A 22733-nucleotide genomic window follows, 5' to 3' on the forward strand; every position below is an offset into this window, starting at 1 on the left:
CCTCCTATTGTTCTGAGGTGACTTTTTTGGCGATTTTTGTGTTGACGAGTTTGCTGTACGGAATGTGTTTCGGGAGCTCTCCGGCTTCATCCATAATAGATTGAAGCTGTTCCCATTCATCCTTTTGCAGAACTGGGTCTGCAGAGAATGACTTTTGTTTTTTATAGCGCTCTATCGATGTTTCGATAATGGCCGGATCGGTATCGGCAAATTCCTTCTGAATCGTTTTTGCGATGTCTTTGGCCGGATGGCTTTCCACCCACTGCTGGGCGCGATAGATGGCGCGGGTGAATTTTTCCGCCGTCTTTTCATTGGTTTTCAAATAACTTTCTTTTGCCATAAAGGTTGTGTATGGCACTTGGCCGGAAGCTTCTCCGAAGGATGCGACGATATGGCCGATGCCTTCTTTTTCAAACTGGGATGCCGTCGGTTCAAAAAGCTGCACATAATCACCCGTTCCGGATGCGAATGCGTTGGAAATATTGGCGAAATCAATGTTTTGAACGAGGTTAATGTCTTTTTTCGGCTCTATGTGATTCTTTTTCAGGACGTACTCACCGGCCATTTGGGGCATGCCGCCTTTTCGCTGGCCGAGAAATGTTTTTCCTTTTAAATCGCTCCATTTGAATGATTTCTCATCCTTCCGCGACACGAGAAATGTGCCGTCCGTCTGTGTCAGCTGCGCGAAGTTGATGACCGGATCTTTTGCTCCCTGCGCCTCCACGTAAATGGATGTTTCAGAACCGACCAGCGCGATATCAGACCCGTTTGACAAAAGCGATGTCATCGTTTTGTCTCCGCCCCATGTTGTTTGAAGTGACACTTGGAGCCCTTCTTTTTTAAAGAAACCTTTTGCTTCAGCGACATACATAGGCGTATAGAAGATGGAGTGTGTGACTTCCGCCACCTTTACCTTCGTCAGACTTTCTTCCTGTCTGCAGGCCGGAAGAATGAGCAGGAAAAAGGCGCATATGACAAAAACGCAGCCCGTTTTGAGCCATTTGTTCACGGTGTAACCTCCTTGTTTTAAGCGTTAAAATAACCTTTTCTGCTTTACATATCGTATGATGGGTATAAAAAATGTGTGAGTGCCCATATTCACGTTGGGAAAGAATAAAAAAACTGATGATATAAGGAGGCGCATTGTTTTGCTGGTAGAAAAGAAAAGGTTCCCGTCTCCGAGTCCGCATGTCCGCCTCTTTGCGGTATGCTATGAGTCAGAAGGGCTGAAGGTAAAGGGGCTCCTTGCCGAGCCTGCGGCGCCGGGCACATATGACGGTTTTTTATATTTGCGCGGCGGCATAAAAAATGTCGGCATGGTACGCCCCGGAAGAATCGTTCAATTCGCTTCCCAAGGCTTTGTCGTGTTTGCGCCTTATTACAGAGGCAATCAGGGCGGCGAGGGAAATGAAGATTTTGCGGGAGAGGACAGAGAGGACGCGTTTTCCGCTTTTCGCCTGCTTCGGGAGCATCCGAACGTCAGGGAAGGGCGGGTGCATATTTTCGGTTTTTCCCGGGGCGGAATCATGGGGCTTTTGACAGCGATTGAAATGGGGCATCAAGCGGCTTCGCTCGTATCATGGGGCGGTGTGAGCGATATGGTGCTTACTTATGAAGAGCGGAAGGATATGCGGCGGATGATGAAGCGGGTGATCGGAGGCACGCCGAAAAAGGTGCCGGATGAATACAGATGGCGTTCGCCGTTTGAAAAAGCAGACCGCATTCAGGCCCCTGTGCTGCTCATCCATGGAGAGAATGATAAGAATGTTTCGATCGAACACGCCCGGCTGATCGAGGACAAGCTGAAAGAGGCGGGGAAACCGGTGGAAACTTGGTATTACAGCGGTTTTACGCATTATTTTCCGCCGCAGGAAAACAGACGCATTGTCCGGCGGCTGGCAGAATGGATGAAGACGCGGTAAGATGCCGGATTTATGATATGATAATAAAGAATAAGAGAATGAAAGGGGATTTTCATTTTGGGAATGCCTGTTGAATTTAATACCATGATTGTGACAAAAGGCAATGAAAAACGGATAGAGGAAAATATCTTTTTATTGGAGAAAGAGGGCTACCGCGTCTATCCTCTTGATATTCCGATGGACGTGCGCAAAACGAAAACCGGCGAGAAATCCGGCACCGGCGAGGTCCAAAAGCTCGAATGGGCGAACGGCCGGACAAGCATTACATACAGACTCACGTCGCTTCATTCGACAAACTGAAAAAACAAAAGCCGAGGGCATAAACACCCTTGGCTTTTTTGATTACACGAGAGGTCCGCCGGCTTTGGCAATCGAGTCTGCATGGGAAAACTTTTTAAAGTTTTCTTTAAACTCATTGGCTAAAAACAGCGCTTTTTCGTTGTATGCTTGTTTATCGCTCCACGTGTTTTCAGGCTGAAGAACTTCATCCGGCACGCCCGGAACATGAACGGGACTGCGCAGGCCGAAAATGCTGTCTGCCGTCATGTCAGTCTGGTTCAGCCTGCCTTCAATAGCGGCCTTGACCATCGCTCTTGTATACGAAAGTTTCATCCGTTCTCCGACTCCGTACCCTCCGCCGGTCCAGCCTGTGTTGACCAGGAAGACTTGAACGCCGTGTTCGTCGATTTTATGCCCGAGCATTTCGGCATATACATGTGCCGGAAGCGGAAGGAACGGTGAACCGAAACACGTCGAGAAAGTCGTTTGCGGAGATGTCACGCCGCGCTCGGTTCCCGCGAGTTTACTGGTGTACCCGCTTAAGAAATGATACATCGCCTGTTCCTTCGTCAGTTTGCTGATCGGAGGAAGCACGCCGAATGCGTCCGCCGTTAAAAAGACGATCGCCTGCGGATGGCCGGCAATGCTTGGCTGCACGATATTGCCGATCATCTCAATCGGATATGCGGCTCTTGTGTTTTCCGTGTAGAAGGAATTGTCGTAATCCGCTTCACCCGTTTTTTCATCAAGCACGACATTCTCAAGAACAGACCCGAAGCGGATCGCACGAAAAATCTGCGGTTCTTTTTCCTCGCTCAGATTGATACATTTAGCGTAACATCCGCCTTCAATGTTGAAAACGCCGGAATCTGACCAGCCGTGCTCGTCATCGCCGATCAGTTTGCGGTCCGCATCGGCTGAAAGCGTCGTTTTCCCTGTGCCGGAAAGGCCGAAAAACAGGGCGACATCGCCTTTTTCACCGACGTTGGCTGAGCAATGCATCGGCAGTATATCCTGCTGCGGAAGCAGGAAGTTCATAATGGAGAATATTGATTTTTTCATTTCTCCGGCGTATTCGGTGCCGCCGATTAAAATGACGCGCTTTTCGAAAGAGACAATGATAAATGTTTCCGAATGCGTGCCGTCCGTCTCCGGATCTGCTTTAAAATGCGGAGCCGAGAGAATGGTGAAAGGCTGCGCTTGCGGATCTCTTTCATCCGTCTCCGGTCTGATAAACAGCTGGCGCGCGAATAAATTGTGCCACGCAAATTCATTTACGACCGTAATCGGCAGTCTGTATTTTTCATCCGCTCCCGCGAATCCTTCAAACACAAACAGTTCATCCCGCTGTTTTAAGTAGCTGACGACTTTGGCGTACAGCTTTTCAAACGCCTCTTCAGAAATGGGCTGATTCACCGCGCCCCAATCAATTTGATTTTCTGTGCTTTGTTCACGGACGATAAATTTATCTTTAGGTGACCGGCCTGTATATGCGCCGGTGGTGGCGCGTACGGCGCCCGTTGATGTCAGCGTTCCTTCATTTCGGCTGATCACTTTTTCGGTAAGTTTTGGAGCCGATAAATTATGATGCACATTCGGACTTGCAAGTAATGCTTGAAGATCTGCGGTTAAATCAACTAATTTCATAAAAACCTTCCTTTGCCGGTTTATTTGTATTTCGCTGAATGTGGAATTAGTATAACATATATCTGAAAATAGTCTATACTATTTGCGGTTTTTTGTTTGTGTTTTTCCATTGCTTCCCGAAATAAAGGCGCGTAATCGCTTTAATTCATATTGACACTTTCCGCCCTTTTACGATAAGATATTTCATTGAGCGGATACTCTTATCCCGAGCTGGCGGAGGGACAGGCCCGATGAAGCCCAGCAACCGGTTTCTCTGTAAAAAAGCAGGTGAAAACACTGTGGGAAACCAAGGTGCTAACCTGATGCAAGGTTTAATATTTTCCTTGAGCGATAAGAGTGAAAGGCACACAGACCAAACCCTTTCCTCGAGTGGAAAAGGTTTTTTTATTTCATAAAATATGCCAATTAACATTCTCTGATATAGTATGACATTGTATTAAGAGGGAGCGAGTTCCGTATCATATGAAAAGGTCTTGCAAAAGATCTTTTTTCAGGAGGAAAAGTGAATGAGTAAAAACCGTCGACTATTTACATCTGAATCTGTTACTGAGGGTCATCCGGACAAAATCTGTGACCAAATTTCTGACAGTATCTTAGATGAGATTTTAAAAAATGACCCGAACGCGCGCGTGGCCTGCGAAACATCTGTAACGACAGGACTTGTGCTGGTAAGCGGAGAGATTACTACATCAACATACGTTGACATTCCGAAAACAGTCCGTGAAACGATTAAAGAAATCGGCTACACACGCGCCAAATATGGATTTGATGCGGAGACTTGCGCTGTTTTAACATCAATTGATGAACAGTCTGCGGATATCGCAATGGGTGTCGATCAGGCTCTTGAAGCGCGTGAAGGCACAATGAGCGATGCTGAAATCGAAGCAATCGGAGCGGGAGACCAAGGCCTGATGTTCGGTTATGCGTGTAACGAAACGAAAGAGCTTATGCCGCTTCCGATCTCTTTGGCGCATAAATTAGCCCGCCGTTTGAGCGAAGTCCGCAAAGAAGACATTCTTCCGTACCTTCGCCCTGACGGCAAAACGCAAGTTACCGTTGAATATGATGAAAACAACAAGCCGGTCCGCATCGACGCGATCGTTATTTCAACTCAGCACCACCCGGAAATTACGCTTGAGCAGATTCAGCGCAATCTGAAAGAGCATGTCATTAACCCTGTCGTGCCTGAGGAACTGATCGATGAAGAAACAAAATACTTCATCAATCCTACGGGACGTTTCGTAATCGGCGGACCTCAAGGTGATGCGGGTCTGACCGGCCGTAAAATCATCGTTGACACATACGGCGGATATGCACGCCACGGCGGCGGCGCATTCTCCGGTAAGGATGCGACGAAGGTAGACCGTTCTGCGGCATACGCTGCGAGATACGTAGCGAAAAACATCGTGGCAGCAGGTCTTGCTGATTCTTGTGAAGTGCAGCTTGCATACGCAATCGGCGTGGCACAGCCTGTTTCTATTTCCATCAATACATTTGATACAGGAAAAGCTTCTGAAGAAAAACTGATCGAAGTCGTACGGAATAACTTCGACCTGAGACCTGCCGGCATTATTAAAATGCTTGATCTGCGCCGCCCGATCTATAAGCAGACAGCTGCTTACGGCCACTTCGGACGTCATGATGTGGATCTTCCTTGGGAGCGTACTGACAAGGCGGATGCGCTTCGCAAAGAAGCACTAGGAGAATAATTTTATAGCCGCTTACTTAAGCGGCTTTCCCTTTTTGTAGATGCTGCCATGCTTATTTTTTACATAGCGTGAAACCAATGGCGTAACAAAGCGTCTATAAAAAGGGGGTCCAATTAGAAAATTACACTTATGGAGGCTATACTATGTGTGGATTTGTCGGTGTTTTTAATAAGCATCCATTAACTCAAACCGCAGATCAAGAAGAGCTAATCAAACAAATGAACCAAATGATCGTTCACCGCGGTCCTGACAGCGATGGGTATTATCATGACGAGCACGTCGGATTCGGCTTCAGACGGCTCAGTATTATTGACGTAGAAAACGGCGGACAGCCTTTATCATATGAAGACGAAAAATATTGGATCATTTTTAACGGCGAAATCTATAACTACATTGAATTGAGAGAAGAGCTTGAAGCGAAAGGCTACACTTTCAATACAGATTCCGATACCGAAGTTCTCCTTGCGACATACCGTCATTATAAAGAAGAAGCTGCTTCAAAGCTTCGCGGAATGTTTGCGTTTTTAATCTGGAACAAAGCTGACCGCGTCATGTACGGCGCGAGAGACCCGTTCGGAATTAAACCGCTGTATTACACAACCATCGGGGACAAAGTATATTTTGCATCTGAAAGAAAAAGTTTAATGGCCGCTCAAAACGGCATTGATCTTGATACAGCTTCTTTACAGCAATATATGTCTTTCCAATTCGTTCCTGAACCGAGCACGCTTGACGCTGAAGTGAAAAAAGTCGAGCCGGGCAGCCAGTTTACGATCCGCCCGGAAGGCGACATCGCGTTTAAAACATATTTCAAAGCGAACTTTAAGCCTGTTCAGTCTGATGAAGATAAATTGGTGAAAGAAGTCAGAGACGCAATCTTTGACTCTGTCAAAGTTCACATGAGAAGTGACGTTCCTGTCGGTTCGTTTCTATCCGGCGGTATCGACTCTTCTTTTATCGTCTCAGTTGCGAAAGAATTTCACCCGAGCCTCAAAACATTTTCCGTCGGTTTTGAGCAGCAGGGCTTCAGTGAGGTTGACGTAGCGAAGGAAACGGCTGCCGCGCTCGGGATTGAAAACATCAGCAAAGTCATTTCTCCTGAGGAGTATATGAACGAGCTTCCGAAAATCGTCTGGCACTTTGATGACCCGCTTGCAGATCCGGCGGCGATTCCTTTGTACTTTGTCGCGAAAGAAGCGAAAAAACATGTAACGGTCGCGTTATCCGGGGAAGGCGCGGACGAGCTGTTCGGCGGGTACAATATTTACCGCGAACCGCTTTCGCTTAAACCGTTTGAACGCATTCCGTCCGGTCTGAAAAAAATGCTTCTTCATGTGGCGTCCGTCATGCCTGAAGGAATGAGAGGGAAAAGCCTCTTAGTCCGCGGCTGCACACCGCTTGAGGAGCGCTATATCGGTAATGCGAAGATTTTTGAAGAGCCCGTGAAAAAACAGCTGCTCAAACATTACAATCCAGAGCTTTCATACCGTGATGTCACGAAGCCGTACTTTACGGAAAGCCGTTCATACAGCGACATTAATAAAATGCAGTATGTTGACATCCATACGTGGATGCGCGGCGACATCCTGTTAAAGGCTGACAAAATGACGATGGCCAACTCATTGGAACTGCGCGTGCCGTTCCTTGATAAAGTTGTGTTTGACGTGGCTTCTAAAATTCCGGATGAACTGAAAACGAAAAACGGCACGACGAAATACCTTCTGCGCAAAGCTGCTGAAGGGGTAGTGCCTGATCATGTGCTTAACCGCAAAAAGCTCGGCTTCCCTGTGCCGATCCGCCACTGGCTGAAAAATGAAATGAACGAATGGGTTCGCAACATCATTCGTGAAAGTGAAACAGATGCTTATATTGAAAAGGATTATGTCCTTCAGCTTCTGGAAGATCATTGTGCCGACAGAGCGGACAACAGCCGCAAAATCTGGACCGTGCTGATCTTCATGATCTGGCACAGCATCAATGTCGAAAAGAGACTGGTGCCGGAAGAGCTGAATCATCAGCCGAAAGAAGTCATTTTCGTTTAATCCAAAAGGCTTTCGATGTTATCGAAAGCCTTTTTTCTATTGTTTTTTTGTAAACCGTCTATTCCGCTCTGTTTTCGACAAAGTATTACGCAATATTCAGAAAAAGGTTATAATAGGACTAATCGGGTAGATTCCGGAAAGTGTTTTCTGGCTATTTCGTCTCGGTTTGTGTTTCTTTGTCAAAATCAGGGGGAGGGAGAGTTATGCAAAACAAAGAAAAAACGCTTCACCGCGGCTTGGAAGAGCGGCATATCTCGCTTATGTCGTTGGGCGCCGCGATTGGAGTCGGGCTGTTTCTCGGGTCGGCTTCTGCCATAAAGCTTGCCGGGCCGGGGATTTTAGCCGCTTACGCCTGCAGCGGACTGATTATGTTTTTTATTATGCGGGCATTAGGGGAAATGGCGATTCAAAAGCCTGTAGCCGGCTCATTCAGCCGGTATGCCAGAGATTATCTCGGTCCGCTTGCCGGGTTTTTAACAGGATGGAATTACTGGTTTTTATGGGTTGTTACATGCATGGCGGAAATCACCGCGGTCGGCATTTATATGGGCTACTGGTTCCCTGACGTGCCGTCATGGATCTGGGCGCTTTGTGCACTCGTTATTATGACGGCTGTCAACTTTCTGGCGGTCAAAGCGTACGGTGAGCTTGAATTCTGGTTTGCGCTCATTAAAGTCTTGGCGATTCTGTCAATGATCGCGATCGGTCTGGTGATGATCGTATTCGGTCTCGGAAACGGAGGCGTTGCGCTCGGAATCAGCAATTTATGGAGCCACGGCGGCTTTTTCCCGAATGGGATTAAAGGGGTGCTGCTGTCGCTTCAAATGGTCATGTTTGCCTATCTCGGGATTGAGCTGATCGGTGTCACAGCCGGTGAGGTCAAAAATCCGGAAAAATCACTGGCGCGGGCCATAGATACTGTTTTTTGGCGTATTCTCATTTTTTACGTCGGAGCTTTGTTTGTCATTATGTCAATTTATCCGTGGCAGGAAATCGGTTCAGGCGGAAGCCCGTTTGTTTTGACATTTGAAAAAATCGGAATACCCGCTGCAGCCGGAATCATTAATTTTGTCGTATTGACGGCGGCTCTTTCTTCCTGCAACAGCGGGATCTTCAGCACGGGGCGCATGCTGTTCAATCTGGCGGAGCAAAATGAAGCGCCTAAAGCATACGGTACGGTCACAAAAGGCGGTGTGCCGGGAAAAGCGGTATTGGTTTCAGCGGGCGCGTTGTGCATCGGCGTTTTGCTGAACTACGTGGTGCCGGCGAAAGTGTTTACGTGGGTGACGAGCATTGCGACGTTCGGGGCGATTTGGACATGGTCGATTATTTTGCTTTCCCAAATGAAATATCGTAAAAGCTTACAGCCGGAACAACGGAAAAAACTGAAATATAAAATGCCTTTATACCCCTTTTCCTCATATATCTCGCTGGCATTTCTGGCATTTGTCGTTGTGCTGATGGCTTTTGATGCAGAAACCAGGGTGGCTGTCATCATCGGCCCTGTCTGGTTCGGCATTTTATTAGCAGCCTATTACGGGAAAGGCTTCCACAAAAGAAAACACATAAACCTGGAAAACGGACAGACATTCGCCGAAAAAGCGTAAAAAAAGAGCCCGCTGAAATGGGCTCTTTTTTTCATAGGATCGGGCCGGCGGGGGAAGAATAAAACAAATTCCTGAACATTTTGCTACTGTTTCCTGACAATCAGCGGAATGCAAATGGTTATTACTTAAATAATATTTTGAAAAATGGTACAGTAGTAAAACAAAGCTGATCTATTTTTATTTCTCTTGCAGTGTTTTATAGTATCGGCCTTTTTCAACATATTCCGTTCTGATTCTTTCCATGTCCCGTATGTCTTCTTCTGTCAGCCGGCGGATAACCTTTGCGGGCCGGCCGAACGCAAGACAGCCGGGAGGAATGGTTTTGCCCGGAGGAACGAGACTTCCGGCGCCGATAAATGCGCCTTCTCCGATTTCCGCCCCGTCAAGAATGACGGAGCCCATACCGATTAAAGCATTCTTTTTGATGATTGCGCTGTGCAGTGTAACCTGATGGCCGATCGTGACGTCATCTTCAATAAGAAGCGGGCGGTTCGGACTTTGATGCAGACAGCTCAAGTCTTGTATGCTGACTCTTTTTCCGATCCTTGTCGGCGCAACATCCCCCCGGATGACGGCTGAGAACCAAATGCTTGATTGTTCTCCGATCACGACGTCGCCCGTAATGACGGCGTTATCCGCAATGAACGCTTCAGGATGTATGTCAGGCGTAAATTGTTTATAAGGGTAGATTATCATGTCTCATCCTTCTTTCTCTAAATTTATGTAAGAGGTGAACTGCATGTGGACTTGGAAAGCAGACAGGCCCGTCGGTACCATTGTCATTATCCACGGGGCAAGCGAATACCACGGACGTTATAAATGGCTCGTTGAAATGTGGAGATCTTCCGGATATAACGTGGTGATGGGCGATTTGCCCGGTCAGGGAACGTCGACCCGCGCCAGAGGGCATATTCGCTCTTTCCAAGAATACATTGATGAAGTAGATATATGGATTGATAAAGCGAGAACGCTTGAAGCGCCCGTTTTCCTTTTGGGCCACAGCATGGGCGGACTGATTGCGATAGAATGGTTTAAGCAGCAGAGAAATCCCCGCATTACGGCACTCATTTTATCATCACCTTGTCTGGGTCTGCAAATAAAAGTCAATAAAGTCCTTGATTTTGCGTCTAAAGGACTGAACGTCCTCGCTCCGTCCCTCAGAGTGGATTCCGGTTTATCACCTGATATGGCAACGAGGAATGCGGATATGATTGAAGCGGATCAAAACGATTCTTTATATGTCACGAAGGTATCCGTAAGATGGTACAGAGAGCTTTTAAAAACCATTGATGCCGCTATGGTGCCGACTGATGCGTTTTTAAAGGTGCCGCTTTTGCTTATGCAGGGCGGTGATGACAAAATCGTCGATAAAATGAAGGTCCGCAAATGGTTTTCCGGTGTGGCTTCCCATAATAAATCGTACCGGGAATGGGAAGGGCTCTATCATGAAATTTTTAATGAACCGGAAAGAGAAACTGTGTTTAAGGCGGCAAAAGCCTTTACAGATCAGTATATTTGAATTCGCTGGGGGTGCATATGTTGACAGTACCGGAACATCCTTTTAACCTTATGGCAAAAGTGTATCGGGAAATTTTTCCGCTCGTTCATCAGGAATTGAACATGTGGCGGGAAAAATCAGATTCCATTAAAAATACCGAACTGCGGCAGCAGGCGGCCGCAAGTATCCGCGATAAGTCGTTTCATTGTGAAGGCGGCGGCATTTTAGCCCTGCTTTCGGGAGAACAGAAACAAAAATGCGTGCAATTTATCATCGCGTATCAGACAATCAGTGATTATCTGGACAATCTGTGCGACCGCAGCACCTCGCTTGATCCCGAGGACTTCCGCATGCTTCATCTCTCCATGCGTGACGCGCTGACGGTCGGTGCCGAGGTGCGGCCGTACTATCAGTACAGAGACGAGCGGGATGACGGCGGTTATCTTCATGAGCTGGTCAGAACATGCCAGCGGGTGCTCGGGTCAATAGAACATTACGGTATCATTAAACCTTATTTGCTTGAGCTGTGTGATTATTATTGCGACCTTCAGGTTCATAAGCATGTCGTTGAGCATGAACGCGTTCCGAGGCTTAAAGCCTGGTTTGAGCAGTACCGGTCACAGCTTCCGGAAATGGAGTGGTTTGAGTTCTCGGCCTGCGCCGGATCGACGTTAGGTATTTTCTGTCTCGTTGCTTACTCATTCCAGCCTGATTTTAACGAACATACCGCTGAGAAAATCCGCAGCAGTTATTTTCCGTACATACAAGGGCTGCATATACTGCTTGATTATTTAATTGACCAGGAAGAGGATCTGCTTGAAGGCGATCTGAATTTCTGTACGTATTATCAGTCTCATGAAGAAATGATGCAGAGACTGCAGCATTTTATTGAAAAAGCGGATGAACATTTGCAAGGCATTCCGCATGAAAATTTTCACCGGCTGATCAACAGAGGGCTGCTCGGCGTCTATTTATCCGATGACAAAGTCGCCGGCCAAAAAGAAATGGGCCGCCTCGCGCGAAAGCTGATCAGGGCTAGCGGAAAAACGTCATTTTTCTTTTATATCAACGGAAGAGCCTACCGCAAATTTCAGAAGATGGCTTGGACGAAAAGTTCGTAATGGGTGAAAGTGCTTACGCTTAATATTTCTGATGAAAAAGAGACATGCGCATTTTACGCTGTCTCTTTTTTTAACGGTTTCTTTTTTGCCGCAAGGTGCATTGCGAATTTGCCGATCAGCCCGATGACAAAAAATGCAGCAAACCACCAGTAATAGGTTTTTGCGAACTCAAATCCTAAATGTCTTGATAAAATGATGACGAACATCACATAGGGAACACTTGAAAATATGATGCGAAGAATATTCAAACTGCCGCTCCTCCCAGATGTTACACTTAAAAGATGAACTTTTTTCCATTACTTCATAGTAATTGATTTTTCAGAAAAAGTAAACACAAAAAGAATCGGCCCGCTTATGACAGGCCGATTCTTTATTTGCCGGCAGATTTCTTTTCAATCGCTATAATAAACGGCGGGTCGTTTCGCTGGTTGAGAAAGCCGTAGCTCAGCACGCGCGCTTTTTCCTGATCAAGATTGCTGCAGTACTCCAGTAATGCACTTTTTTCCGTCTTGCCTTCAGGATGCCCGTGGTACACAACGAGAACGATCATCCCGTTCTCCTTCAGCAGTTCAAGGAGCTGTTCGATCGCGGAAATGGTTGAGTGGCCGTTTGTCGTAATGCTTTTATCGCCGCCGGGCAGATAGCCGAGATTAAACACGGCGCAAGCCACACGACCGTGCGCATCCTCAGGCAGCGATGCCTTTATTTGATCATGGCTCTTATGGTGAAGCGTGACGCGCGGACTGAAGTCGGCACCGAGCCGCTCCTTCGTTTTAGCGAGTGCGTCCGCTTGAATATCAAAGGCATGGACATGTCCTGTCTCACCGACAAGGCCGGCCAGGAAATATGTATCATGTCCGTTGCCCATCGTCGCGTCAACCGTGATATCACCTTCCTGTGCGGCGGACTTCAGCAATTCTTTACTGAAAGGGAGGATGTGCATCAAGGTCATAGGGCGGTCTCCTCCCCGATCTTTCTGAAGAGCTTTCCTTGATAGCTTCCCCGTGTTTCCAGCTCTTTTTGAATGGCGCCCAGTACTTCCCACTTATTGACGCTCCACATCGGTCCGACCATTAATTCGATCGGCCCGTCTCCCGTAATGCGGTGAACGATCATTTCCGAGGGAATGATTTCGAGCTGATCACATACAAGACTTACATATTCTTCTTGAGAAAGGAACTCCAGCTTTCCTTTTTCATATTGCTTCACCATCGGTGTGCCTTTTAATAAGTGAAGCAGGTGAATTTTAATGCCTTGCACATCCAAATCAGCGACGGCTTTGGCCGTCTCCATCATCATGTCCCTGTTTTCAAGCGGAAGCCCGTTAATGATATGGGAACAAACGCGGATGCCGTGTTTTCTCAGTTTATTGACACCTTCAACATAGCAGTCAAAATCATGGGCGCGGTTGATCAGAAGGGCGGTCCGCTCATGCACGGTCTGCAGCCCGAGTTCAACCCACAAATATGTCCGCTCATTCAGTTCGGCCAAATATTCCACGACATCGTCCGGCAGGCAGTCCGGACGGGTCGCGATCGACATGCCGACAACGCCGTCAAGCTTGAGGACGGATTCAAATTTTTCACGCAGCTCCTCTACCGGGGCATGCGTATTCGTGAACGCTTGGAAATATGCGATATATTTGCCGTCTTTCCACTTTTCGTGCATGCGGTTTTTGATATCGTGAAATTGCGTGAGTAAGTCATCGGCCCGATTGCCGGCAAAATCGCCGGAGCCCGCCGCGCTGCAGAATGTGCAGCCTCCGTGTGCAACCGTGCCGTCCCGATTCGGGCAGTCAAAACCGCCGTCAAGCGCGACTTTAAACACTTTATGCCCGAAATGCTCCCGCAGATGATAATTTAATGTATGGTACCGTTTTTCCGTATTTGAATAAGGAAAAGGGTTATTCTCGTTCAATGTTCAAAAAGCCTCCCTCACATCAGATGCATCCTAAAATTGTAGCATGAATGATGGGGGTTCACAATCTGAAAACAGGATGCGGCTTTCTTTTGTTTATTATGACTGCGGGCAGGATTCTCATTCCTTTAGCTTAAACTCGGAAAATTTGGTTCTCTTTCCTGCAACCTTCGGGTGTTATTATTTTTGGTCCGCTCAAACTAAGTTTGATTTCCCATTCACTGAGGAGGGGTTTCGTTGGCAACAAGACAATCAGTAGATGAACATCTCCAAAGAAGCGAACAGGCGTATGAATTTGCGAATGAGCAATTTATGACCGCTTCGAAACAAGAGCATTATAATGATAATGAGTACAGTGAAGCGCAAATGATGCTTGAAAACGCGGTGAATGAATTAAACAAGCTGTCATTATCTGCGAATGATCAGCAAAGAGAGCAGCTTTATCGAATGAGATTGCAGCTGCAGACCTTGCAAAACAATATGATTTTGCAGCGTAATTTTGATTACTGACCGCGCCGTTTTAAATGGTTCAGCAAACCTGCCGGAATCCCGGCGGGTTTTTTGTATTTCTTTTAAAAAAAGAATTGACAATAGGCCTGAGTGTGTTTATTGTATTATGTGTACTACTTGATGTAATACACATAAAACACTCAAAAAATGAAATCGACATATAAATGTTAAGCATAGGGAAGGGGAACTTTCATGAAAAACAAAAGATCCGTAAAACAAGATGTGCCTCTTATTATCGCCGCCTCGGTTTTGGCCAGCAGTCTGTTTGTCGTTCTTGTCGTCATCGGTTTTCAATGGCAGAACATTTAAAGAAAGAGAGCAGCTCGTAAAAGAAAGAAGGGAAGTAAATGATTCAAATCGATCCGAGAAGCTCAACTCCGATTTATGAGCAGATCATACAGCAACTGAAAGAGCTTTGTTTAAAAGGGATCATGAAGCCGGGGGATAAACTTCCTTCTGTCAGGGAATTGGCAACGATCATTATCGCCAATCCGAACACAGTCAGCAAAGCGTACAAGGAGCTCGAACGCGATGGTGTCATTGAAACGCTGAGGGGAAGAGGAACGTATATATCGGAGAATGCAAAAACGACATTGGTTGAAGGGAAGATGACGATGATAAAAGAGCAATTGAAACAGCTCATCATCGATGCCCATTACGCGGGAGTTGAGCTGGAGAAGCTGCAGGAATGGATAAAGGAAATCAGCGCTGATGTGAAAGGAGGCAAGGATCATGATTGAATTGCGGAATCTCTCAAAAACGATAGACGGTAAAGAAGTGCTCAAGGATATTTCGCTCACCATCGGAAAAGGGGAAATTTTCGGGCTGCTCGGGCGAAATGGATCAGGGAAAACAACACTGCTCCGGCTCATTCAGCAGATTCTGCTGCCGGATCAAGGGACGGTTTTATTTAATCAGGTGGAAATAAAGCGGCATCCGAAAGTAAAACAGAACATCATTTATATGCCTGTTGAAAATCCTTTTTATGACAAGTATACATATAAACAGCTTGTTGCGATTGTAAGCAGAATCTATCCGAATTTTGATGTGACTTACGCCAATGAGCTGATGAACAGGTACGGCATTCCGGAAACGAAGAAATACCGTGAATTATCGACAGGCCTGAAAAAACAGCTAGCGCTCGTCCTTGCCTTTGCTTCACGCCCGGCTCTTATCCTTTTGGATGAACCGACGGACGGAATTGACGCCGTAACGCGTCATGACGTGCTGCAGCTTATGGTGGATGAAGTGGCTGAACGGGAAACGAGTATTCTGATTACTTCACACCGTTTAGAAGATATTGAGCGAATGTGCAACCGGATCGGATTTTTGGAAGGAAATCAGCTGACGAATGTGATGGACTTGGATGATATGAAGGAAGAGTACATGAAAATCCAAATGGCATTTGAAGAGGACGTCGCCTTGAAGATCAGAGAACAAAACATACCGATTCTCGACCATGCCGGTGTGTTTTATACGGTGCTGATTCAAAAGAACGATGAGAAGAAAAAGAACTTTCTGCAAGAGCTGCGGCCGAAAGTATGGAATGAACTTCCTGTGAACTTAGAAGAGGTCTTCATCGCGAAGTTTGGAGGGAACCGGAGATGGTAGACAGGGGATTGCTGTACAGGGAATGGGTGCAGAATCGAACTGTTCTTGTGATGGTCGGCATTTTTTTAGCGGCGGTCAATCCATTTGAAGTGTTAAATACCTATCTGGTTTATCAAGGCTGTCTGGACACCCACGGAGCATATTGTAAGTTTTATGTGAATTCTTTGGATAGCGGAATGCTGAACTTGAACTGGGCGCCCGCTGTCATCTTAGCGGTTTGCTTATTCGGACTGGAACGTACGAAAGGAACGATTGATGCGCTTTTCAGTCTGCCTTATTCCCGCGCTCAGGTGTTTCACACTAAATTTTGGCTCGGGGCGGCGGTCATTACCGGCGCTCAGGTGATCGGCTACGGGCTGGCTGAGCTGCTCATTCTTCTGTTAAAGCCTGAGCGCGTATATTTCTTCCACCATTACAGCGTCGGAGAGATTATTGTGAGTATTTTGGCTTTTGCATTGGTCGCGAGTGCAGGCTGCTTAACGGGCAATACGTTCGCCCAGCTGTTAACGGCGTTTACTGTGTCGATAGCGCCTTACCTGATTATTACGCTGCCGCTGTCCAATGTAGAAGTCATCTTCGGAGTCAGCATGTATGAGCTGATGCCGTCAGTCGAGGCTTATCTCAAAGTAAACAATCTTTTTCAATACTTGATTCCGATCATGTACATAGATACAGATTGGGTATCTGCCAGCAAGTATATATTAATCATCCCGGCAGTGATGAGCATTGTATTTTATGCCATCGGGTACTTTTGCTATGTCAGACAGCCGGCGGAACGGAACGGCCGTTTTTTTCTCTGGAGACAGCTTGACCGGCCCATTCAGATTGTGGTGATTATAATCGCCGTTCTCGGTTTTGGCCTGGCGGGGTACTCGACGGGACAGACGATGACAGGGTATGTGGCCGGGATGCTGGTCGGAGGAGCGATCGGATTTTTGGTCAGTTATTTTGCCATATATAAAAAAACGAAGCATGTGTAAGAGAGGAGGACCGGAATGATACCGCGGGGATTGTTGTACACAGAATGGAAGAAAAATCAGTGGTTGTTTTTATGCAGCGGCATTCTTTTAATGGCGGCAAACCCTTTTTTGGTTTATAACAACTACTCAACATATCAAGAATGTTTGAATAACCCAGCTCTTCAAGATTGTGAATTCGTTGTCAATTATACGAATGGATCGCTTCTTTCCTTCAGCTGGATTGTGAGTGTCATCATTGCCGTCTTCTTATTAGGCTTGGAACGGACAAAGGGAACGATGGATGCCTTGTTAAGCATGCCTTACAGCAGAGGCCAAATCTTTCAGACGAAATTCTGGCTTGGCGCAGCAGTCATTGTTGTTCCCCAGGCGATAGGCTATGGAGCGGCGTCTTTGCTGATATCTTTGCTGAAACCGAGCCATACGTACGATTTTGATCATTTCTCAATCGGAATGATTGTCATCAGTTTTATGGCTTACGCCTTGTTAATGGCATCCGGAGCAATAACGGGATATGTATTCGCCCAGCTGTTAACGGCGTTTACCGTAACGAGTCTGCCTTTTTTACTCATCGGTCTGCCGGCCGCGAATTTAGAGGTCGTTTTCGATTTTAGTGTGGGAGATCAATTTTCTTTTATCAGCAGTTATATCGAATCACGTCTTTTTATATTTGTAACCCCTATTGGATATGTGTTTAACGAATGGATCAGAGAAAGGGATTTGGTTTTAATCATTCCGATGGTGATGAGCCTTGTCTTTTATCTGATCGGTTACGTCAGCTTTCTGAAACATCCGAATGAACGGAACGGCAGATTCTTTCTTTGGAGAAAATTGGACCGGCCGGTGCAAATCTTGGTGATTGCCTTTGCCGTTATGGGTTTCGGCGTTTTCGGATATGGGGTCACAGACACGATGTTCGGCTATTTAGCCGGCATTATCTTCGGCGCGATTATCGGGTTTTTCATCAGTTATTTTACGGTTTACAGGAAGTCAAAGCATATGTAGATCTGTTTGAAAATGAGCAGTTTGGAGGAAGGCAAGGTGCCGATTAGCGGTTTGCTTTATAAAGAATGGAAGCAGCGGCAGACGCTGCTGCTCCTTACAGCGGGGTTCTTAGCTATTTTAGGCCCTTTGGCAATTATAAATGAGTATTTTCACTATAAGGATTGTTTGAGTGCGCTTCATCAATATTCAGGTTCAGTTTGTACGTTCAGCATTGATTACAGCAATCGGAATTTGATTGGGCTTCATTTCATTCCTCCGGTTATGATGGGGCTTTTTCTGATAAGAGGAGGCCGGGCTGAAAGGATGTTTACACTGAGTCTTCCGTATTCAAGAAGCCGGATATTTCATACGAAGTTTTTCTTGGGAGCAGCCGTGTTAGCCGGCTCGCAATTTGTTTCTTACGGAGTATCTGACATATTGTTTCTAGCGCTTAAACCTGACGCTGTCCATCATTTTCAATCATTCAGCGCAGGGATGCTGGTCATCAGCTTGATGATTTATGCATTAGTGACAGCTGCCGGCACGATAACGGGCAATTTAGCGGCGCAGCTGATCACAGCGTTCACGGTTTCCGTCTTTCCGATCGTGGTTATGACGATTTACCTGTTAAACGCTGAGTTCCTTTTTGGCAGGCAGGCTGTGCCGGATATTGATTTCCCTTGGAGCGGATTTCTGATCTATTTCATGCCTGCCGCTTACTTCCATACATCATGGATGTATTACATGAAACACGCATTGTTAATCTCCGCATTAATGGGATTTTGTTTCTATCTATTCGGCTATGTGAATTTCCTGAAAATGCCGAGTGAACGAAGCGGACATTTTATCCTAAGCAAACACATTGAACGCACCATTCAAGTGCTCGTCATGGTGCTCAGTATGCTGGGAAGTGCGGGGGTATGCGGATATGCTTATAACGGTTCGTATACCGGTTACATATTCGGCATGCTTATCGGCGCGGTTATCGGGTTTTTCATCAGTTATTACTTCATCTATAAAAAAACGAAACAGATATAAGGGGGAGTGGTGTACGTGATAGAAGTACAGCATATTGATCATTCATTTAAAATCGGCAGGAAAGGCAGAGAGAGTGAGGTTCCGGTATTGAAGGATGTCTCTTTGACCGTTGAAAAAGGGGAAATTGCCTGTATCGTCGGTCGGAGCGGTTCCGGAAAATCAACGCTTCTGAATTTAATATCCGGATACATAGCGCCGACGAAGGGCCGTATCGTCATTAACGGCACTGATGTGACGGGCTTCAGTGAAAAAGAGTGGGCGCAGTTCCGCCTCGGGCATTTCGGCTTTATTTTTCAAAGTTTTCAGCTCATTCCGAGTCTGACAACCTATGAAAATGTTGAAATGCCGCTTGCCTTAAAAGGCGTCAAACCGTCTGAACGCAAGCAGAAAGTCGCGGACATGCTGAAACGGGTCGGACTTGAGAATCATGCGAATCATTATCCGAATGAGCTGTCAGGCGGCCAGCAGCAGCGTGTCAGTATCGCAAGAGCCCTGATTTTAAATCCGTCAATTATTTTAGCTGATGAGCCGACGGGAAGCCTTGATTCAGAAACGGAACTTGAGGTGCTTGCATTAATTCAGCAGCTGAACCGGGAGCGCGGGATTACATTTGTCATCATTACGCATGACGATGAAGTCGCTTCGATCGCGCATTCAAAATTCCAGCTGCATGACGGTGTATTAAAAGGGGGCGTTACTGTTGAGATTTAAGGATCAGATTCACTTTATCAGAAGAAATATGAAGAAAAACCGGCTGCGTGTTTTCATGACGGTGCTGGCGACGACAATGGCGTGCGCGTTTTTAGTGGTGCTGGCTTCCGTCGGATTCGGCATCCAAAAAACGATTACAGACATTACGATGAGCCAGCAGATTGTTACGGAAATCAATGTGCTCGGCCAAGAGAACGGAAAAGCCGTGAAGAAATCAGACTTGGAAAAGTATAAAAATGTCAAGTCTGTCGTTGAAAGAACACAAGTGTATGAACCGAACAAAGCGTCATTGGGAAACCGAACAAATGAAGATTCAGCCATTGTGCTGACAAACATGAACGATGAAGTCAAAGCCAATATGGAGCTTGATCAGGGAAGAGTCGCCCGTACAGAGAATGAAATCGTGGTCGGCTATGATTTTGCGAAGAACCTATTGACGAAAAAAGAGGCTGACGCTTACGACAAAGAGTTAAATGATCACCAAGGCGACATGTCGGAGGTGAAAAAACCAAAAGGCTATACGAAAGACCTGCTTAATAAAACGATACAGCTGAGCATCTCCAAAACAAACAAAGACGGAGACGTTGAGAAAACGAAAACGTACGACTTTAAAGTAGTCGGAATTACAAAAAAACCGTCCCAAGATTGGATGGAGGATACAAATATTTTTGTGAGTGATCAATTCAAGAAAGACTTCTCAACATTCTTGGATCTGAAGAATGGAAATGCGGAAAAAAGCATCAATGTGTATGCGGACAAATTCGATCATGTCGATCAGCTTACCCATGACCTCACGAATGACGGCTTTTATGTCAGATCTGTCACTACCGAGCTGAAGGGCGTCAACACCTTTTTCCTTGTCTTTAAAATCGGCCTGATCTTTGTCGGCTTTATCGCCGTCGTGATTTCTGCCATCGGTATTTTCAATACGATGACGATGGCGGTGACGGAACGAACGCAGGAAATCGGGATTATGAAAGCAATTGGCGCAAGCCCGTCCATCATCCGCAGAATGTTCCTGATGGAAAGCGCCTATATCGGGATATTAGGTTCTGTCATCGGGATTATCATTTCTTACGGAGTGAGTTTTGCCGTCAATCTGGCTGTGCCGGTTATTTTGAAAGCGGTAGGGGGAAACACCGGAGCCGAAGATCTTCATTATACCTTCTCCTATATCCCGCTCAGCCTCGTTGTGATCGCAGTTGTCATTTGTGCGGGGGTCGCGGTGATTTCCGGTATGAATCCGGCCCGCAAAGCGACAAAAACCAACGTTCTGACCGCATTAAGAAGAGAACTGTAAAGGAAAAAAGCCGGCTGGACATCAGCCGGTTTTTCCTCTATTTATCAGAAAAGGGCGGATACCATGTTTCACATTTTGTTAATAGAAGATGATAACACTTTATTTCACGAGATGAAAGAGAGATTAACGGGCTGGTCATTTGCGGTGCACGGAATAAAAGATTTCAGCCGGGTCATCCGGGAGTTTTCCGAAATCAAGCCTGATTTGGTGATCATTGATGTACAGCTGCCGAAATTTGACGGCTTTCATTGGTGCAGAATGATACGCTCCCAATCAAACGTACCGATTCTCTTTTTGTCCTCGCGCGATCATCCCGCGGATATGGTCATGTCGATGCAGCTCGGGGCAGATGATTTTATTCAGAAGCCTTTTCACTTTGATGTGTTAATCGCGAAAATACAGGCGGTGTTCCGCCGTGTGCATCAATACGGCACAGAACCGGCGCTGATGAAAAGATGGTGCGGGGCGGTCATTGACACAGAAACCAACACGGTCAGCCGTAAAAACGGTTCGGTCGAGCTGACCAAAAACGAAATGCTGATCTTAAAACTGCTGGCTGAGCAGAAAAATAAAATCGTCAGTCGGGAAGAACTCATCAGAAGCCTATGGAATGATGAGCGTTTCGTCAGTGATAATACGCTGACGGTGAATGTCAACCGGCTGCGGAAAAAACTCGAACAATTAGGCATCGGGAAAATGATTGAAACCAAGGTGGGGCAGGGATACATCGCAAAGGAAGAAGACGGTCTTTATGATTAAATCATTTCTGCTCGAAAGAAAAAGCTGGATCGCGATGTTTCTTTTGCAGCAGGCTGTGCTCCTTTTTGCGGCATATATTGATCCGTCTATTCCGTTTTTTTCGGTGCTGTATTTCGTTTACCTGTCGCTTCTTGTGTTTCTTGTATTTCTCTTGTTCCGCTATCGTAAAGAGACCGCCTATTATAAAAGCTTAAGAGAGTGGGACGCCAATTTAGACATGTCTTATCTTAAAGCGCCTGAAAGTCCGTTTGAGTCTATCGTTGAAGAAAGCATTGAAGGGCAGACAGAGCAGTTAAGAAAAAGTTCACTTCATCTTCAGACGGCGTCAGAGCATGAAAAGGACGATCTGATGTCATGGATTCACGAGGTCAAAACACCGCTGACAGCGATGCATCTCATGATCGAGCGCCTTGATGAACAGCAGCTGAAAGCCCCTTTGCTGTATGAATGGCTGCGGATTCACCATCTTCTGGACCAGCAGCTTCATCAGAAACGATTGTCCTTTATTGAAAATGATTTATCATTCCAGCGCGTTCAGCTCAGACCGCTCGTTTTCAAAGAAATTAAAAATCTGCAATCATGGTGTATACAAAAAGGGATCGGGTTTGACATTCAGCTTGATTCACCAGACGTTCACAGTGACGGAAAATGGCTTTCCTTCATCATCAGGCAGCTGTTAAGCAATGCCGTCAAATACAGTGAAGCGGATGACATTACCGTAAAAAGCTATGAACAAAACGGCCTTGTGCATGTGGATATTGAAGACCGCGGCATCGGCATCGAGCCCAAAGATCTTCCGCGCATTTTTGAAAAGGGATTTACTTCGACGCGAATGAGGCGTGATCACGCGTCAACGGGGATGGGCCTGTATTTGGCTCGAAAAGCCGCGGCTCCGCTTCTCATCCAGATCAGCGTGCGCTCTGAGCCGGAAAGCGGCACGGTTTTTACCTTGGTGTTTCCGAAACAGAACGATGCCGTCAGCATGTTCAGCATGTGACAAAAGTGTCACATGCTTTTCTCTTTTGTTCGCTTAATCAAACGAAAAAAACGGCTTCTGTTTTTAAAATAAAGATAACCAATGTAAAAGGAGAATCATAACGC

Annotated in this window: 23 protein-coding genes and 1 riboswitch; of the genes, 17 read left to right on the forward strand and 6 right to left on the reverse strand. The window is 46.3% G+C overall.

Annotated features, from left to right (window positions below):
• Nucleotides 1-4 precede the first annotated feature (4 nt).
• Entirely contained in the window at nucleotides 5-1009 is a 1005-nt protein-coding gene (locus BXO87_RS11135) for an ABC transporter substrate-binding protein (RefSeq protein WP_038459582.1), read from the reverse strand.
• Nucleotides 1010-1148: 139 nt separating this feature from the next.
• Between BXO87_RS11135 and BXO87_RS11140 the strand changes: the two genes are divergently transcribed.
• Together BXO87_RS11140 and BXO87_RS11145 are read left to right on the forward strand one after the other, a co-directional pair.
• Nucleotides 1149-1922 carry an alpha/beta hydrolase family protein gene (locus BXO87_RS11140; protein ID WP_038459580.1) on the forward strand — a complete coding sequence of 258 codons (774 nt, stop codon included), beginning with the start codon at nucleotides 1149-1151 and terminating at the stop codon, nucleotides 1920-1922.
• 57 nt (nucleotides 1923-1979) lie between these two features.
• Nucleotides 1980-2222, forward strand: a complete 243-nt coding sequence (locus BXO87_RS11145) for a DUF2584 domain-containing protein (RefSeq protein WP_003152249.1) — start codon at nucleotides 1980-1982, stop codon at nucleotides 2220-2222.
• A 42-nt stretch (nucleotides 2223-2264) separates the two neighbouring features.
• Here the strand turns inward: BXO87_RS11145 and pckA are convergent, their stop codons facing one another.
• On the reverse strand, nucleotides 2265-3848 hold the full coding sequence (gene pckA, locus BXO87_RS11150; RefSeq protein WP_007613256.1) for a phosphoenolpyruvate carboxykinase (ATP): 1584 nt from the start codon (nucleotides 3846-3848) through the stop codon (nucleotides 2265-2267).
• Nucleotides 3849-4045: 197 nt separating this feature from the next.
• Nucleotides 4046-4185: riboswitch (SAM riboswitch) on the forward strand.
• 169 nt (nucleotides 4186-4354) lie between these two features.
• On the opposite strand from pckA, the gene metK reads away from it, so the two are divergent.
• The 3 genes from metK to alaP all read left to right on the forward strand — a co-directional run bounded on the left by metK (nucleotide 4355) and on the right by alaP (nucleotide 9206).
• Nucleotides 4355-5557, forward strand: a complete 1203-nt coding sequence (metK, locus tag BXO87_RS11155) for a methionine adenosyltransferase (RefSeq protein WP_003152253.1) — start codon at nucleotides 4355-4357, stop codon at nucleotides 5555-5557.
• A gap of 143 nt (nucleotides 5558-5700) precedes the next feature.
• Entirely contained in the window at nucleotides 5701-7599 is a 1899-nt protein-coding gene (gene asnB, locus BXO87_RS11160; protein WP_003152255.1) for an asparagine synthase (glutamine-hydrolyzing), read from the forward strand.
• 203 nt (nucleotides 7600-7802) lie between these two features.
• The gene (gene alaP / locus BXO87_RS11165; protein ID WP_038459578.1) at nucleotides 7803-9206 is read left to right on the forward strand and encodes an alanine permease AlaP; all 1404 of its coding nucleotides are present in this window, start codon (nucleotides 7803-7805) and stop codon (nucleotides 9204-9206) included.
• Nucleotides 9207-9383: 177 nt separating this feature from the next.
• Here the strand turns inward: alaP and BXO87_RS11170 are convergent, their stop codons facing one another.
• Complete coding sequence (locus BXO87_RS11170; RefSeq protein WP_025285156.1) at nucleotides 9384-9899, reverse strand: gamma carbonic anhydrase; 516 nt, start codon at nucleotides 9897-9899, stop codon at nucleotides 9384-9386.
• A gap of 46 nt (nucleotides 9900-9945) precedes the next feature.
• On the opposite strand from BXO87_RS11170, the gene BXO87_RS11175 reads away from it, so the two are divergent.
• Together BXO87_RS11175 and BXO87_RS11180 are read left to right on the forward strand one after the other, a co-directional pair.
• Nucleotides 9946-10725 carry an alpha/beta hydrolase gene (locus tag BXO87_RS11175; protein WP_003152261.1) on the forward strand — a complete coding sequence of 260 codons (780 nt, stop codon included), beginning with the start codon at nucleotides 9946-9948 and terminating at the stop codon, nucleotides 10723-10725.
• A 20-nt stretch (nucleotides 10726-10745) separates the two neighbouring features.
• Entirely contained in the window at nucleotides 10746-11825 is a 1080-nt protein-coding gene (locus tag BXO87_RS11180; protein ID WP_031378716.1) for a tetraprenyl-beta-curcumene synthase family protein, read from the forward strand.
• Between the two features lie 53 nt (nucleotides 11826-11878).
• On the opposite strand, the gene BXO87_RS11185 is transcribed toward BXO87_RS11180, so the two are convergent.
• The 3 genes from BXO87_RS11185 to mnmL form a co-directional block, all read right to left on the reverse strand.
• A complete protein-coding gene (locus BXO87_RS11185) occupies nucleotides 11879-12073 on the reverse strand; it encodes a hypothetical protein (RefSeq protein WP_003152265.1) in 195 nt (64 codons plus the stop codon).
• A gap of 122 nt (nucleotides 12074-12195) precedes the next feature.
• Nucleotides 12196-12777: a tRNA 5-(aminomethyl)-2-thiouridylate-methyltransferase MnmM gene (gene mnmM / locus BXO87_RS11190; protein WP_007408823.1), complete on the reverse strand. Its 582-nt coding sequence runs from the start codon at nucleotides 12775-12777 to the stop codon at nucleotides 12196-12198.
• The gene (gene mnmL, locus BXO87_RS11195) at nucleotides 12774-13742 is read right to left on the reverse strand and encodes a tRNA modification radical SAM protein MnmL/YtqA (protein ID WP_038459575.1); all 969 of its coding nucleotides are present in this window, start codon (nucleotides 13740-13742) and stop codon (nucleotides 12774-12776) included. Before mnmL ends, mnmM begins: the two co-directional genes overlap by 4 nt.
• A gap of 237 nt (nucleotides 13743-13979) precedes the next feature.
• Here mnmL and BXO87_RS11200 point away from each other — a divergent pair, with 237 nt between their 5' ends.
• The 10 genes from BXO87_RS11200 to BXO87_RS11245 all read left to right on the forward strand — a co-directional run bounded on the left by BXO87_RS11200 (nucleotide 13980) and on the right by BXO87_RS11245 (nucleotide 22629).
• Nucleotides 13980-14252 carry a YtzC family protein gene (locus tag BXO87_RS11200; protein ID WP_003152272.1) on the forward strand — a complete coding sequence of 91 codons (273 nt, stop codon included), beginning with the start codon at nucleotides 13980-13982 and terminating at the stop codon, nucleotides 14250-14252.
• Between the two features lie 347 nt (nucleotides 14253-14599).
• The gene (ytrA, locus tag BXO87_RS11205; protein ID WP_003152275.1) at nucleotides 14600-14992 is read left to right on the forward strand and encodes a GntR family transcriptional regulator YtrA; all 393 of its coding nucleotides are present in this window, start codon (nucleotides 14600-14602) and stop codon (nucleotides 14990-14992) included.
• Entirely contained in the window at nucleotides 14985-15863 is an 879-nt protein-coding gene (locus tag BXO87_RS11210) for an ABC transporter ATP-binding protein (protein WP_020956239.1), read from the forward strand. The genes ytrA and BXO87_RS11210 overlap by 8 nt, the downstream gene beginning before the upstream one ends.
• Entirely contained in the window at nucleotides 15857-16843 is a 987-nt protein-coding gene (locus BXO87_RS11215) for an ABC transporter permease subunit (RefSeq protein WP_020956238.1), read from the forward strand. Before BXO87_RS11210 ends, BXO87_RS11215 begins: the two co-directional genes overlap by 7 nt.
• A 15-nt stretch (nucleotides 16844-16858) precedes the next feature.
• Nucleotides 16859-17845, forward strand: coding sequence for an ABC transporter permease (locus BXO87_RS11220; protein WP_076851338.1), 987 nt, complete (start codon nucleotides 16859-16861; stop codon nucleotides 17843-17845).
• Between the two features lie 36 nt (nucleotides 17846-17881).
• Nucleotides 17882-18862, forward strand: coding sequence for an ABC transporter permease ytrC (locus BXO87_RS11225; RefSeq protein WP_039063489.1), 981 nt, complete (start codon nucleotides 17882-17884; stop codon nucleotides 18860-18862).
• 15 nt (nucleotides 18863-18877) lie between these two features.
• Nucleotides 18878-19573, forward strand: coding sequence for an ABC transporter ATP-binding protein (locus tag BXO87_RS11230; protein ID WP_007408816.1), 696 nt, complete (start codon nucleotides 18878-18880; stop codon nucleotides 19571-19573).
• Entirely contained in the window at nucleotides 19563-20873 is a 1311-nt protein-coding gene (locus tag BXO87_RS11235; RefSeq protein ID WP_020956235.1) for an ABC transporter permease, read from the forward strand. Before BXO87_RS11230 ends, BXO87_RS11235 begins: the two co-directional genes overlap by 11 nt.
• Before the next feature lie 63 nt (nucleotides 20874-20936).
• Entirely contained in the window at nucleotides 20937-21632 is a 696-nt protein-coding gene (locus BXO87_RS11240; protein WP_007613229.1) for a response regulator transcription factor, read from the forward strand.
• A complete protein-coding gene (locus BXO87_RS11245) occupies nucleotides 21625-22629 on the forward strand; it encodes a sensor histidine kinase (protein ID WP_046702244.1) in 1005 nt (334 codons plus the stop codon). The genes BXO87_RS11240 and BXO87_RS11245 overlap by 8 nt, the downstream gene beginning before the upstream one ends.
• The last annotated feature ends 104 nt before the right edge of the window (nucleotides 22630-22733 follow it).

Source organism: Bacillus sp. GZB (assembly GCF_001975995.1).
In the GTDB taxonomy this organism is placed as follows: Bacteria; Bacillota; Bacilli; order Bacillales; family Bacillaceae; genus Bacillus; species Bacillus velezensis.